Here is a 14,853-nt window from a genome sequence, read left to right on the forward strand (position 1 = left end):
AAGTTATTTATTAATTCTTGTTGCGCTCATCAGCTATACTGCTTTTGGGCAACAGACCGTGGCTTCTGGTATGAAAAGCAAAGTTTTTAATTATACTTCCTTTACATTCAACAATAAAAATATTTCTCCACTTTTAAAAGAATTAACACCGCTTAAATACCAAAGCAATCCTGATTTTGGTATTTTACCTTACGATGCACCCAATCAAAGTTATTTAGAATTGGTTCAGAAAAGAACTTTACACAGCCGTTATTATGTTAAGGTTACACCTGGACAGACCGATACAACGATAGCAATACAACAATCATTAAATGAAGAAAATTATTACGACAGTACAAGTCATTTTATCCGTGCCGTTGACCCGCGATTAAAACCTTTTTCCTATTCGCAAAAAATATTTATCGCACCCAATCAAGAATATCCTACAAAGATAGACATTGGCAATCAGTTTGTTTCCATCAGTTCATCTGGAAAGGAATTTCAGTTTTCAAGAAAACTCCAATTATTACACAAAGATACGCTTGGTACTATCACCAATTTAGGATTAGCCAATTGGAGCAATTATTCTGTAGGCGATGACGGTGCAATGATTTACAGTATTTGGCCCAGCATTGACATGAAAATAAATGTTAATAATGGTAATATTGAAACCAGTTTTTTGATAAACAACAGTCTTAGCTACTCAAGCGGCTGGCTAATTATCAGAGACAGTTTAAATATCCCAACAGATTTAACTGCACATTTTACAAATGGTTATACAAATACAAATAATCAGTGGGTAGGTAATATTAATTTTGTTTCATCAAATGATTCTACTCAATATATCTTTTATAAAGCAGAAACATCCGACCAAACTTTTAATGTTTTAAATTCTTATCAATCAGGCTACGTATTCAATAATAATACGCTTGATATTTATACCCCTTTAAGTTTTATAAATAGCCCAAACAGGCAATATCCTGTAGTTATAGATCCAACTGTTACGAACACCGGAACTCTTTTGCAAGCAAGCGTTTCGGGAGCTGATAAAAACGATAACGGAGGCTTTGGATGTGCTAATACCATAGCAGTTCCAGCTCCTATTCAATGTACTATAACGGACGTACAATTTTATACTCCTTTCCAATCTGTTTTTAATTATGATGTTTGTGGTAGGAATAGCGGAATATATGCTGGAACTATTATAAAATTAGGCAGCTGCACAAGCCCTGGTACTGCACCCGCTTCAATATACGGATGCAATAGTCATAATCTTCCTTGTAATTGTGTTGGAACACTAGATGTTTATTCTGATTTAAAAACTTGTCTTCCTGCTCCTTCCTGCACTGCTTTTAATATTAACTTCCTTATATACTTTTGGACTAGTAATAATACTTCACCTTGTAGTACAAACAATTTTATTGCATCAGATAACTGGACAGTAACCGTTTATGGTCAAACCGTTGCGCAACCAGCTGCGCCCACAAGTTCTGCGGGAACCACACTTTGTCATTCAACTCCAACATCCCTTCAAGCAACAGGTAATTATGGAGTTCCGGTCTATACTTATTCATGGAGTCCAGCAACTGGTTTAAGCAGTACTACTACCAACCCTACAACGGCAGCAATTTCTGCAACTACAACTTATACTTGTACTATTACCGATGCCTGTGGACAAACAGCCACTCAATCGATAACACTTACTTATGCTACTTGTTTACCGATACAATTGTTAAATTTTAATGCACAATACAATGCGATAAGTAATAGCACCAATTTGAATTGGGCAACCGCTTCGGAAACCAATAATAATTATTTTACGGTGGAGCGTACTTTGGATGGTATTAATTATACACCCATTGATACTGTTAAAGGTGCTAACAACAGCACGCAAACACTTCATTACGCAGGTATAGATCATAATCCCGTGTTAGGCGTGGATTATTACCGCCTCAAACAAACCGATTTTGATGGCAATTATACCTATTCGGATGTAGTGGCAGTAAATGTAAATGCTTCTGGCAAAGCCAATTTATCAGTAATTCCAAATCCGGCAGGAAATGAAGCAAGTATTCGTTTTATTTCTCCAGTTATTGGTACATCCATTTTAAACATTTACGATTATACAGGGCGTTTAATTAAAACCGAACAAATTGCTACCAATATGGGCACAAACACGCTTCCCTTAGATGTGAGCAATTATACCAACGGCATTTATTTCATTAGCCTTAATAATGGCATCCAAGTGTATTCCTCTAAATTGGTAGTGAATCATTAAGCAATTGGAAGATTTGCGAATGTGCCAATTTGAAAATTAAAAAAAGCCCTTCAAAAAAATATTTTTTTGAAGGGCTTTTTTTATTAGTTAAGGATGTTCTATTTCATTAACAATTAACAATTATTCTCTCTCCATTATCAATTAATTATAATCCATAATTTCATTTAGAGTTTGTTTGATAATAAGTAGTTCGTTAGTGGTAATCTCTCCTATTTTTTTAGTCAATCTTTCTTTACTGATGGAACGAATATGAAATACAAGAATTTCGGATAATTGTTTTAATTTGTTTTTAGTCGTTGGCTGAAGCACAACATTGCCTTTGTAATTTTTTATTTTGCTGGTGAGCGGGCAGCAAATAACAATGTGCAAATGAGTGTTCAATAAATTACCACTGATAATTACCACAGGTCGTACACCCGCTTGTTCCTGACCTTTAATGGGATTAAGATTGGCATACCATATTTCTCCCTGCTTCATATTTCACTTCCTTTTAATTGAGTAAAATAGTCGTTCATCCCCTCTTCGGCTAACTGCAATATATCTTTATCTTCCGCCATTTGTTTATATGAACGGATATATTCTGCTTTATTGAGTTGCGTTAAATAAATCTGTAAAGCCTTTTCTATCAATTTGTTTTTAGGCATGTTTAACTCTTTCGCCTTTTTGTTGAGTAGCTCAAGCAATGAGTTAGGAAGGGTACTTGTGAAAGTCGTCATCTGATTTATATTTATAAAATACAAATATAATTAATATTTATGATTTACAATTTATTCCTTTTAAAAAATATCGGATCGCCAAGGCAAAATAGTCTTTTCTAAATTAATGAAAAATGGAAAATTTGAAAGTTTGAAAATGTGCCGATGCTAATGAAAATAAATATAGCCTGTCATTCCGTACTTGATACGGAATCTGCACGTAGGAAAAGCCGATAACCTTTTCTTATGTTCTTTTTCTTAAAAAAAAGAACATAAAAGAATAAATTTTTCTTATGTTCTTTTGACTTGATTCAAAAGAACCAAAAGATCAAGGCTTGGATTTCTCATTTCATTTTAGTTTCCTGAAAGCTATTCATCGGGTGATTTCCTCGCATTCGTTCGGAACTTCCCGAATTCATCACGCTTTCATTTCACTAAAATTTTATTCGAAATCCGATGCCGAAAAAATATTTTTTCGAACGGCTTTTTCGTAGCGTCTATCTCATTAACAATTTTTGAACGAGCAGATTTGTAAATTCGTAGTAATTGGATATTGGTAACCTTACGTATTTGTAAATTCGTAGTAATTCGATATTGGTAACACTACGTATTCGTAAATTCGTAGTAATTCGATATTGGTAACCTTACGTGTTCGTAAATCCGTAGTAATTGGATATTGGTAACCTTACGTATTTGTAAATTCGTAGTAATTCGATATTGGTAACCCTACATGTTCGTAAATTCGTAGTAATTCGATATTTGTAACCCTACGTGTTCGTAAATCCGTAGTAATTCGATATTGGTAACCCTAAGGAAAAGTTTTCAAGGCTTGTTGCATCGCAGTATCGAAAGCTGTTTCGTTTAAATTCAATTTCAAGTTTATTTTTTTGAAATAGGAAATTAAATTTTCTGTCGGCATATTTCCAGTAAGTGTGTCGGCTGCCATCGGACAACCGCCATACCCTTTAATAGCAGCATCAAAACGTTTGCAACCACTTTCGTAGGCAGCCGAAATTTTTTCTTCCCAAGCAGTTGGTGTGGTGTGCAAATGCGCGCCAAACTCCACCTTCGGTAATTCGGGAATCAAATTGGAAAATAAATAACGAATGTTCTCCGGATTGGAAACGCCCGTTGTATCTGCCAAAGCAATAATTTTGATTCCTAATTCGTGTATTTTTTTTGTCCAATGTATCGCAATGTCGCTGTTCCACACATCTCCGTAAGGGTTTCCAAACGCCATGGAAATATAAACCACCAATTGCTTTTTATTTTTTACACACAATTCTTGAATTTCTTCCACTCTTTTTAAGGATTCAGAAATAGAAGAATTGGTATTTCGCTGTTGAAATGTTTCGGAAATTGAAAAAGGAAAACCGAGATACGCAATTTCATCAAAAGCTACTGCATCTTGCGCTCCACGTACATTTGCGATAATCGCTAATAATTTGGAGGAAGTTGAATTTAATTCCAATTTACTCAATACTTCTGCTGTATCGCGCATTTGTGGAATGGCTTTCGGCGAAACAAAACTTCCAAAATCAATCGTATCAAAACCTACTTTTAATATGGAGTTGATATAGGATATTTTTTTTTCGGTAGGAATAAAATCATGTATGCCTTGCATGGCATCACGCGGACATTCAACGATTTTCATATTTTAAAATTTCTTTGTTTATTTTTTTCACGATGCTCGGACCTTCGTAAATAAATCCAGTATAAATTTGAACTAAAGTCGCGCCTGCATTCAGTTTTTCAATCGCATCTGCCGCCGTATGAATACCGCCAACAGCAATAATCGGAAATTTTTTTTCTGATTTTTCAGCAATGTATCGAATCACTTCCGTTGCACGATTGGTTAATGGTTTTCCACTCAAACCGCCTGCTCCCATTGCTTTTAGTTTTTCATCGGACGTTTTTAATCCGCTTCTATCAATCGTTGTATTGGTCGCAATTAATCCCGCAATGCCTGTCATTTCAACTATTTCAACAATATCGTCCAATTGTTCGTTGGTTAAATCCGGCGCAATTTTTAATAAAATAGGTTTCGGATTTTTTTTCGTTTTGTTACGATTTTGCAAATGAGTTAATAATTCCGACAACGGTTTTTTCTCTTGCAAAGCCCTTAAATTCGGCGTATTCGGAGAACTTACATTCACCACAAAATAATCTACATAATCAAACAATACATCAAAACATTTTTCATAATCACTCACCGCATTTTCGTTCGGAGTCATTTTATTTTTACCAATATTTCCTCCAATAAGAATATTTGTTTTTTTATTTTTCAAACGTTTCACCGCTGCTTCCACACCTTCGTTGTTAAAACCCATTCGATTAATCAAGGCTTCGTCTTCCGGCAAACGAAACATACGCGGTTTTTCATTCCCTGGCTGACCTTTCGGCGTAAGCGTTCCAATTTCTATAAATCCAAAACCATAGGCGGAAAGTTCATCAAACAATTTCGCATCTTTATCAAAACCAGCCGCTAATCCTACTGGATTCGGGAAAGTTAATCCAAATACATTTCGTTCCAATCGCTTATCGCGAACAACATAAAAACTTCGACAAATAGCAGCAATTCCAGGTATTCGAAAAAAAAATTTTAGCGAGCCAAAAACGAGGTGATGTATTGTTTCCGGCTGAAACAAAAAGAAAATGGGTTTTAAAATGCGCTTGTACAACATTGTTGGCAAATGTAGTGAAATCCTGAAAAACACGTTTGAAAAAATAATTTTTCAAACGTGTTTTTTTCCTCTAAAAAAAGTAGAAAGAATTTTTTTAATTTGTAATTTCGCATCGGAACTTTAAACAAACAAATTATGGCTTTTGACATTGAAATGATAAAAAAGGTGTACGCTGCAATGCCTGCTAAAATTGCTGCCACACGTAAATTGGTGGGTCGTCCGCTTACATTAACTGAAAAAATATTGTATTCGCATTTAAGCGAAGCACTTCCTGCAAACGCTTTTGGGCGCGGGCAATCCTATGTTGATTTTCATCCAGATCGTGTTGCCATGCAAGATGCAACGGCACAAATGGCATTGTTGCAATTTATGCAAGCTGGCAGAAAAACGGTTGCCGTTCCTTCTACCGTTCATTGCGATCACTTGATACAAGCGAAAGACGGAGCTGGAAAAGATTTAGCTACTGCGATTGATAAAAACAAAGAAGTATATGATTTTCTTTCTTCTGTCTCTAATAAATACGGAATCGGTTTTTGGAAACCGGGTGCAGGAATTATCCATCAAGTAGTGTTGGAAAATTATGCGTTTCCTGGAGGTTTAATGATTGGAACCGATTCGCACACTGTTAATGCAGGCGGTTTGGGAATGATTGCGATTGGCGTTGGTGGTGCAGATGCGTGCGATGTAATGGCTGGTTTGCCTTGGGAATTAAAATTTCCGAAATTAATTGGCGTGAAATTGACTGGAAAATTAAGCGGCTGGACTTCTTCCAAAGATATTATTTTAAAAGTTGCCGGAATCCTTACCGTTAAAGGAGGAACAGATAAAATTTTAGAATATTTCGGATCGGGTGCCGAATCACTTTCTTGCACTGGAAAAGGAACAATTTCCAATATGGGCGCAGAAATTGGCGCTACTACTTCTACTTTTTGTTACGATAAAAAAATGGAAGAATACCTAAAAGGAACTAATCGCGCAGATGTTGCTGATTTGGCAAATTCCGTAGCAGAACATTTACGTGGCGATAAAGAGGTATACGAATCTCCTGAAAAATATTTTGACGAAGTCATCGAAATTAATTTGTCTGAATTAGAACCACACGTTAATGGACCTTACACTCCTGATTTAGCGTGGCCTATTTCCAAATTCGCGCAAGCAGTAAAAGACAATGGTTGGCCCGAAAAATTAGATGTTGGTTTGATTGGTTCTTGTACCAATTCTTCTTACGAAGATATTTCTCGTGCAGCATCATTAGCCAAACAAGCTGTTGACAAAGGTTTAAAAGCAAAATCAGAATACACTATTACACCAGGTTCTGAAATGGTTCGTTATACTGTGGAACGTGATGGCTTTTTAGGAACTTTCGAAAAAATGGGAGGCGTTGTGCTTGCCAATGCTTGCGGTCCGTGCATCGGTCAGTGGGCGAGACATACAACAGATCCGAATAAAAAAAATTCCATCATTACTTCTTTCAACAGAAATTTTTCCAAAAGAAATGACGGAAATGCGAATACACATGCTTTCGTTGCTTCACCGGAAATTGTTACTGCCATGGCAATTGCTGGCAGTTTAACTTTTAATCCAATGAAAGATTTCATCACCAATGAAAAAGGAGAAAAAATAAAATTAGAAGAACCGCAAGGAATTGAAATGCCAGTAAAAGGTTTTGATGTAAAAGATGCCGGATTTCAAGCTCCTGCTGCCGATGGAAGTGCTATTAAAGTAATTGTATCGCCTACTTCTGATCGTCTGCAATTACTCGAGCCTTTCGCAGCTTGGGAAGGGACGGATATTAAAAACCTAAAATTACTCATCAAAGCAAAAGGAAAATGTACTACCGATCATATTTCAATGGCTGGTCCTTGGCTTAAATACCGCGGACATTTGGATAATATTTCCAATAATATGTTGATTGGCGCAATCAATTTTTTCAATGATAAAAGTGATTCTGTGAAAAATCAATTAACTGGCGAATATGGCTCTGTTACTGCTGTTCAACGTGCTTACAAAGCGGCAAAAATTGGTTCAATTGTAGTGGGTGATGAAAATTATGGAGAAGGTTCATCTCGCGAACATGCTGCGATGGAGCCGCGTCATTTGGGCGTTCGTGCCATTTTGGTAAAATCGTTTGCGCGTATTCACGAAACCAATTTGAAAAAACAAGGAATGCTAGGACTTACATTCGCCAACAAAGCGGATTACGATAAAGTGAAAGAAGACGATTCGATTGACATTGATGGCTTGAAAAACTTCGCACCTGGCGTTCAGCTTACGGTCGTGTTGAATCACAAAGACGGAAGCAAGGACGAAATAAAAGTAAACCACACTTACAACGAAGGACAAATCGAATGGTTCAAAGCTGGTGGCGCACTTAATATTATTCGTGCTGGAGTAAAAGCCTAATTTTATTTTTTAAAATTTTAGAAGAGCGGAAAATTTATTTTTCCGCTTTTTTTATAAACGATGAAAAAGGAAAACGAAATAAGAAAATCAATTGTGTTTTTTGACGGAGCTTGCGCTTTCTGCGATTCAGCCGTTCAATACATTATTAAACACGATTCGAAAAAAAAGTTTTTGTTTGCTTCTTTAGAATCTGATTACGCAAAAAAATATTTTTTAGCGCATTCCATTCAAGCTGATAAAATAAGTTCTATTGTATTAATAGAAGGTGAAAAAATTTATTTCAAATCAAGCGCTGCGCTTCATATTTCAAAGCATTTAGATTCGTACCGAAAATTATTTTTCATCGGAATATTCATTCCACCTTTTATTCGAGATTATTTTTACGAATTTATTTCCCGAAATCGGTATCGTATTTCCACAAAAAAAGACTTTTGCGAAATACCTAATAAACAAATACAAGAACGATTTTTATGATACAACATCCACAGAAAATACAAGCCACCATTTTCGATATGGACGGATTATTAATAGATTCAGAGCCACTTTGGCAAGAAGCTGAAAAAATTATATTCGCGAAAGCAGGAATCGAAATGACGGTAGAAATGTGCGAACAAGTGATGGGAATGCGCGTGGATGAAGCCGTTGAACATTGGATTTTACGCTTCCCGAAAATTAATTTTTCATCCACACAATTGCAAGCAATGATCATGGATAAAGTGGAAGAATTGATTCATGAAAAAGGAAAATTATTGGATGGAGTTGTATCTACACTCGAATTATTGAAGACACAAAACGTGAAAATCGGATTGGCTTCTTCTTCCCATTTTCGCATTATTCATGCGGTGTTAAAGCAATTTGATTTAGAAAAATATTTTGAAGTTATCCATTCTGCCGAATTGGAAAAATACGGAAAACCGCATCCAGTAATTTATCTCAGTGCTGCCGAAAAATTAAATGTAGTGCCTGTTTTTTGTATGGCTTTCGAGGATTCTTTCAACGGATTATTGGCTGCAAAAGCCGCTAAAATGAAAACGATTTGTATTCCATCCGAAAAATTATTTTCTGATGCGCGCTTTGCTATTGCCGATAAAAAATTAAAATCAATGAGCGATTTTAAAACGGTTTTTTTGTATTGGTGATTTTTACATCAAATATAATTTGGAAAAAGCAGTTGTCGAAAGGCGATATTTTATTACTTTGCTAAAGTTTTATTAAAGATATGTTTTCAAACGCGTTAGCTAAAAAATTAATCAATCTCCCAAAACAAATTGAGGGTGGAACAACGACCATAAATTTATCGGACGAAAAAACTCGTTGGACATTAAACAATGATGATGAGCCAGAATACAGTTTTTTGTTCGAAATAACATCACATAAAAAAATCACGTTTAAAATATCGTTGCATAATCAAGAGGACAATACTAAAGAAGGACTAATTAGAATAGATTACAGAGGCGGACACAAAAATCCTGAAGGCATAAATACTTTTGTTCCAGATTTTGTTAAACCATTTGTTGGCTATTTTTTTCAAAATGAGCCACACATACATATTTACGTTGAAGGTTTTAAAGATCTTGCTTGGGCTGTGCCTTTGTCAGAATACAATTTTCCTATCGTAGATATTAATAATACTGACGATTTTAGTAGCGCAATAAGAGCTTTTGCTAAAGAGATAAATATAGTTACACATTTTAATATTCAGAATACATTATTATGAGTTGGGTAAATCCATTAATACAAGATTATTACAACTGGCTTAAAAGCAAGACAGTTGTTCTGCCTGACGAAAAAACAGAGTGGGTTGCAATTCAAACACCTTTCATTGGACTTTTTAATGATGTTATTGAAATGTATGCTCAAAAAAAAGGAGATAAAATCGTTTTATCAGACAATGGAGAAACTTTTCATAATCTCGATTTAGTTGGCACATCATTAAATAGAGCAGGCGAACGTAAAAATTTAGCTGAAAGAATTTTATTGAATTATGGTATACAGCAACATGGAAACGAACTTGTTACAGAAACAACTGCACAAAATTTTGCTCAGAAGAAACACAACTTTCTTTCTGCAATAATGGAATTAAATGATTTGTATGTTTTATCAAAAAACAATGTTGCGTCTATTTTCAAAGAAGATGTTAGAACTTATCTTGACAGTCAAAATATAATATACACACCCGACTTTATCTCTAAAGGATCAACTGGTTTAGAATTTATGTTCGACTTTCAAATAGCAGGTAAACAAAGTGAATTAGTTTTAAAATCTTTTAATACAATCAATAAGCAAACACTTAGTAGTTTCTTATTTAGTTGGGATGACATTAAACCTGTGAGAGAAAAAGTAAGTAAGAAAAATGTAACGGCAATAGCTGTATTAAATGACGAAGAAAAGCCAATCAGAAGCGAATATTTAGAAGCGTTAAAAGCAAAAAAAGCTAATTATATTATTTGGAGCGACCGTTTAAGTGATGAAAGTATTGATAGACTGAAAGCTGCGTAAAATAATTTTCAATTATTTTTTCTGAATCATAACCGCTCTATCAGGATAATCCGTAATAATTCCGTCCACTCCCATTTCAATTACTTTTTTCATTTCCGAAACTTCATTCACTGTCCAAATAAATAATTTAATTCCCATTTTGTGAGCTTCCTGCAGATTTTTTTCTTTCAGTGATTTATAACTCGGATTGTAAGCGTAAGGTGTAAAACCTAATTTCTTTAAATGGTAATTCAGCGACCAAGAATTAAAAACCAACATGCCAATCTGGATGTTTTTATCTAAGTTATGAATCGCTTTCAAAACCCTTTTATCAAAGGATTGTATCATTATCCGATTGTCAATTTTAAAAGTAGAAATGGTATCAAAAATAATTTTCGCGAACTTTTCGGGAGTCGGGTGAAAACGATTGTCCGTTAATTTACTTGATTTAATTTCGATATTATATTGAACTTTCTGTAATTTATTTTCAGAAATAAATTTTTCAATTTTTTCGATCACTTCGCTTAAAAGTGGCTTATATTGCGGTGAAGGTTGTTGCTGCGGAAAATCAGGATGAACCCGTTTGCCGCAATCATATTGCTTCACGCGCTCGTAATCCATTTTGAAAATATTTTTTCGAGTAGTCCATTTAACAGGCAAACCTTCTGGCGTTGTACAAATTTTCGGATTCATCCAAGGTTCGTGCGACACCACCACTTTTCCGTCACGCGAAATAACCACATCCATTTCAATCGCATCCACGCCCAACTTCACAGCTTCTATAAATCCTTTAATCGAATTTTCAGGATACAATCCACGTGCACCACGATGTCCGTGTATTTCTACTTTTTTTGCAAACAAAATTTTTATTTCAAACGTTGTTTAACGGCTTCGTATAAAACGATTCCGGTTGCCACCGATACATTCAATGATCCAATTTCACCCATCAACGGGATTTTTATTTTCACGTCGGAACGTTTTAAATATTCAGGAGAAATTCCGTCGTCTTCTGATCCCATAATAATGGCTGTTGGCAAAGAAAAATCGGCAGCATAATAAAAATCGCTTGCTTTTTCGGTACACGCCATTATTTGCACGCCACTGTTTTTAAGGAATTCAATCGTCTCTTTTAAATTTTCCGAACGACAAACTGGAATTTTATGCAAAGCTCCCGCAGAAGTTTTCATCGCATCTCCGTTAACTTGCGCAGCTCCACGCGATGGAATCACAATGGCATCTGCGCCAGCACATTCCGCACTTCTTGCAATCGCGCCAAAATTTCGTACATCTGTAATTCTGTCTAATATTAAAATCAATGGATTTTTTCCGTTTTCAAAAAGCCAAGGTAATATTTCATCAATGTGTTGATACGTAATATCCGAAATCATACACACCACGCCTTGGTGATTTTTACTCGTTAAGCGATTTAATTTTTCAATCGGAACGTATTGATAAAAAATATTTTTTTCGGCAAGTAATTTTTTTAATTCATGAAAAATTCCGCCGCTCAATCCACTTTGAATATATAATTTATCAATTTCTTTTCCGCTGTTAATGGCTTCTATAACGGGGCGCAAGCCAAATAAAAGACTTCCTTGCTCACTTTTGTTGTTTCGTTTTTCGTACATGCTGAAAAATTAATTTTGTAAATACACTTTTCCTTGTCGCCAATAATCAACCGTATTGTACCAACTTATTTTATAGATGGAAGAACGATCCAAGGTATAATCATTTTCGCTGAAAGGGTTGGTAACTTTGACGAATGTAAAAGTTAGCGACATCATATTGTTTTCTTCTCCATACACCCAACTTTCCGAATTTTCAGTGCGATATACCACATTTGGTTGTCCGTAAATTAAATAAATCATCCCTCTGTCCGTTTTCCAACCTTCTAAATAGGACGTAAAAAAGATATTGGCATCTTGCACGCGATTGTAATATTTACGGATAATTTCTTTTGCTCTATCTGGATTCCCAGCCAATTGCAACCAAAAGGAATCAACTGCTTTCTTCGTATTTTTATCAGAAGAAATTTCCTTGTATTCTTCTCTGGTACAAATGTAACAAAGGGGATCGAGCAATTGTTTGGCAGTTGTCAAGTGTGGAAAATCATCATCAAATCCGAATAATGTAATTCCGTATTTTTTGGTTGTGTCCATCGCAAAATTGAAAAATCCGCTCGTGAAATTTTTCGCTGTAAATGTAAAATCTCCATTTTTATTTTGCTGTAAACTGAACAAACTATCTGGTTTGTAATGGAAAGGCTTATTCATCATTACCGCAAAAGGTGGTGCTGCAGAAGGAAAACTGCGATTATAATAACGCCCAAAAATAGTTTTACAATCCGTACGATTTGTTTTTAGAGAAACGCTTTCGCCGTTGTATAAATAATTTCGGAACAAAGGAATACCGGTGTTTTTTTCGCACAATAAGAAACTTTGCTCATCAAAATGATTCGTTTTATATACATTTTCATAAGATGTTTCCGTTGTATGCTTATTTAAATCCGTTAAATTTAGTTGCAACAAATACGCTTTTCCAAAAGGTATTTTTATCTCCACATGACCAATCATTTCGGCATTTCTTGTGCTATCAGAAAGAAAAATACTGGCGCTGTCAATAATTATTTTTGAATCATATCCTGAAAAAAGCTGATAATTTAATTTAACACGCGCCGTATAAAGTGTGGAAGAATTTCCGAATTCGTGCGCATAAAGTAATTCAGCAGTTTCAATTTTGAAATACAATTCTGAAACACTGTCAGAGGTATGATAAACAAGGTATTTGGGATGAAGAAAACTGCCGTCCTTATGATAAATATCCGACAGATTTTGATTGCTAATCTTGGTTGAAATGGTACAAGCTGCAAAAAAAACGAGCGGAATAATTAATATGAAAACTATTTTTTTCATTAATCGTTTTGTTCGTCTAATCCTTTTTCTTCGTCTGATTCAATTAATTTTTCGGATAATTTCTTTGTTGATTTCGCGCCTAATTTTTCAATGTCTTGAGCACGTTTAATTAAATTTCCAGAACCTGATTTTAATTTATTGAAAGCACTTTCGTAAGCCGATTTTGAAGTATCAATGCTCTTCCCAATTTTTTCTAAATCTTCCACAAAACCAACAAATTTATCGTATAAATTTCCACTCTGACGAGCAATCTCCAAGGCGTTTTTTGTTTGGCGCTCTTGTTTCCAAACAGAAGCAATGGTACGCAAAGTAGCCAATAAAGTAGAAGGACTCACTATCACAATTTTTTTATCCCAAGCATAATTAAAAATTTCCTGATCAGCTTGAACGGCAACGCTAAACGAAGATTCAATTGGAATAAATAACAACACAAAATCAGGCGTATTAAAATCAGGAGATGTTTGGTAATTTTTTTCACTCAACATCTTTACGTGATTGCGAACAGAAGCAATGTGTTCCTTAATATATTTTTCTTTGTCTTCTTCAGATGTAGCATTCACAAAGGCTTCGTAAGCAATCAAGGAAACTTTTGAATCAACCACAATGTGTTTATTATCGGGTAATAAAATCACTACATCTGGCTGAATACGGTTATTTTCGTCGTTTGTTGTACTAAATTGCGTTCTATATTCTTGATCCTTCACCAAACCGGAACGCTCCAACACTTTTTCTAAAATAATTTCACCCCAATTTCCTTGTTTCTTGTTGTCGCCTTTTAAGGCTTTTGCCAAATTATTGGCATCTTCACTCACTTGTTTATTTAAATCAATCAGGTTTTTAATTTCTGCTTTAAGCGTTGTACGCTCCGTAGATTCGGCTTTATAAGCTTTATCCACTTTTTCTTCGAAGTCTTTTATCTTTTCTTTTAGCGGATTTAAAATAATATCCAGATTGGTTTTATTTTGCTCCGTAAATTTTTTCGATTTATCCTCGAGAATTTTATTAGCGATGTTTTCAAACTCAACAGAAAATTTTTTTTGCAACTCTTCCATTTCTATTTTTTGAGTAGAAAGTTTTTCTTTCATAGAAGAAAATGCCTCTTCCGCTTTCGCGATGCGCATATTGAGAGCAATCACTTTTTCGCGTTCCGCTAAATTTTCGGAAATTAAATTTTCACGTTCTTGTTTCCATTCGGAAATTTTTTTTTCGGAATCATTTTTTAGAAAAATAATTTCTTGTTCTTTCAACGATTTTTCCTTGTCCAGCGAATTGTTTTTTTTATTCAATTCTTCCACATCTTTGGTCGAATTATTTTTATTTTTGAGAAATAAAAATGCCATTCCAAAGCCAAGTACTAAGCCGATAAGTAAAAAAAGGATATTCATATCAAAATTTGTGTAGGGATAAAAGTAATTATTTTTCGT

General features: G+C 34.8%; 14 protein-coding genes. 6 read left to right on the forward strand and 8 right to left on the reverse strand.

The window, feature by feature from the left end:
- A partial coding sequence (locus ABIZ51_02375) for a T9SS type A sorting domain-containing protein (GenBank protein ID MEO7087623.1) occupies positions 1-2,257 on the forward strand: 2,257 nt, incomplete at its 5' end.
- Between the two features lie 141 nt (positions 2,258-2,398).
- Here ABIZ51_02375 and ABIZ51_02380 read toward each other — a convergent pair.
- From ABIZ51_02380 to ABIZ51_02395, 4 genes are all read right to left on the reverse strand, one after another.
- Positions 2,399-2,734 carry a type II toxin-antitoxin system PemK/MazF family toxin gene (locus tag ABIZ51_02380; protein MEO7087624.1) on the reverse strand — a complete coding sequence of 112 codons (336 nt, stop codon included), beginning with the start codon at positions 2,732-2,734 and terminating at the stop codon, positions 2,399-2,401.
- Positions 2,731-2,973: a CopG family transcriptional regulator gene (locus ABIZ51_02385; GenBank protein MEO7087625.1), complete on the reverse strand. Its 243-nt coding sequence runs from the start codon at positions 2,971-2,973 to the stop codon at positions 2,731-2,733. Before ABIZ51_02385 ends, ABIZ51_02380 begins: the two co-directional genes overlap by 4 nt.
- A gap of 787 nt (positions 2,974-3,760) precedes the next feature.
- Positions 3,761-4,606, reverse strand: coding sequence for a hydroxymethylglutaryl-CoA lyase (locus ABIZ51_02390; GenBank protein MEO7087626.1), 846 nt, complete (start codon positions 4,604-4,606; stop codon positions 3,761-3,763).
- Complete coding sequence (locus ABIZ51_02395; protein MEO7087627.1) at positions 4,593-5,633, reverse strand: quinone-dependent dihydroorotate dehydrogenase; 1,041 nt, start codon at positions 5,631-5,633, stop codon at positions 4,593-4,595. The genes ABIZ51_02390 and ABIZ51_02395 overlap by 14 nt, the downstream gene beginning before the upstream one ends.
- Positions 5,634-5,771: 138 nt before the next feature.
- Here ABIZ51_02395 and ABIZ51_02400 point away from each other — a divergent pair, with 138 nt between their 5' ends.
- The 5 genes from ABIZ51_02400 (at position 5,772) to ABIZ51_02420 (ending at position 10,538) form a co-directional block, all read left to right on the forward strand.
- Entirely contained in the window at positions 5,772-8,039 is a 2,268-nt protein-coding gene (locus ABIZ51_02400) for an aconitate hydratase (GenBank protein ID MEO7087628.1), read from the forward strand.
- A gap of 60 nt (positions 8,040-8,099) precedes the next feature.
- Entirely contained in the window at positions 8,100-8,513 is a 414-nt protein-coding gene (locus ABIZ51_02405; GenBank protein MEO7087629.1) for a DCC1-like thiol-disulfide oxidoreductase family protein, read from the forward strand.
- Entirely contained in the window at positions 8,510-9,178 is a 669-nt protein-coding gene (gene hxpB, locus ABIZ51_02410; GenBank protein MEO7087630.1) for a hexitol phosphatase HxpB, read from the forward strand. Before ABIZ51_02405 ends, hxpB begins: the two co-directional genes overlap by 4 nt.
- 80 nt (positions 9,179-9,258) lie before the next feature.
- Positions 9,259-9,756: a hypothetical protein gene (locus ABIZ51_02415; protein ID MEO7087631.1), complete on the forward strand. Its 498-nt coding sequence runs from the start codon at positions 9,259-9,261 to the stop codon at positions 9,754-9,756.
- Positions 9,753-10,538 (forward strand): DUF1828 domain-containing protein, encoded by a 786-nt coding sequence (locus ABIZ51_02420; protein ID MEO7087632.1) that lies wholly within the window; start codon positions 9,753-9,755, stop codon positions 10,536-10,538. Before ABIZ51_02415 ends, ABIZ51_02420 begins: the two co-directional genes overlap by 4 nt.
- Positions 10,539-10,550: 12 nt before the next feature.
- Here ABIZ51_02420 and ABIZ51_02425 read toward each other — a convergent pair whose 3' ends face one another.
- Genes ABIZ51_02425 through rmuC form a run of 4 tightly spaced genes read right to left on the reverse strand, consistent with a single transcriptional unit; the run spans position 10,551 to position 14,814 of the window.
- Complete coding sequence (locus ABIZ51_02425; protein MEO7087633.1) at positions 10,551-11,378, reverse strand: glycerophosphodiester phosphodiesterase family protein; 828 nt, start codon at positions 11,376-11,378, stop codon at positions 10,551-10,553.
- Between the two features lie 5 nt (positions 11,379-11,383).
- A complete protein-coding gene (gene rlmB / locus ABIZ51_02430) occupies positions 11,384-12,145 on the reverse strand; it encodes a 23S rRNA (guanosine(2251)-2'-O)-methyltransferase RlmB (protein MEO7087634.1) in 762 nt (253 codons plus the stop codon).
- A 9-nt stretch (positions 12,146-12,154) separates the two neighbouring features.
- Complete coding sequence (locus ABIZ51_02435; GenBank protein ID MEO7087635.1) at positions 12,155-13,429, reverse strand: GWxTD domain-containing protein; 1,275 nt, start codon at positions 13,427-13,429, stop codon at positions 12,155-12,157.
- Positions 13,429-14,814, reverse strand: coding sequence for a DNA recombination protein RmuC (rmuC, locus tag ABIZ51_02440; GenBank protein ID MEO7087636.1), 1,386 nt, complete (start codon positions 14,812-14,814; stop codon positions 13,429-13,431). Before rmuC ends, ABIZ51_02435 begins: the two co-directional genes overlap by 1 nt.
- Positions 14,815-14,853 lie beyond the last annotated feature (39 nt).

The organism is Bacteroidia bacterium (assembly GCA_039924845.1).
Taxonomy (GTDB): domain Bacteria; phylum Bacteroidota; class Bacteroidia; order DATLTG01; family DATLTG01; genus DATLTG01.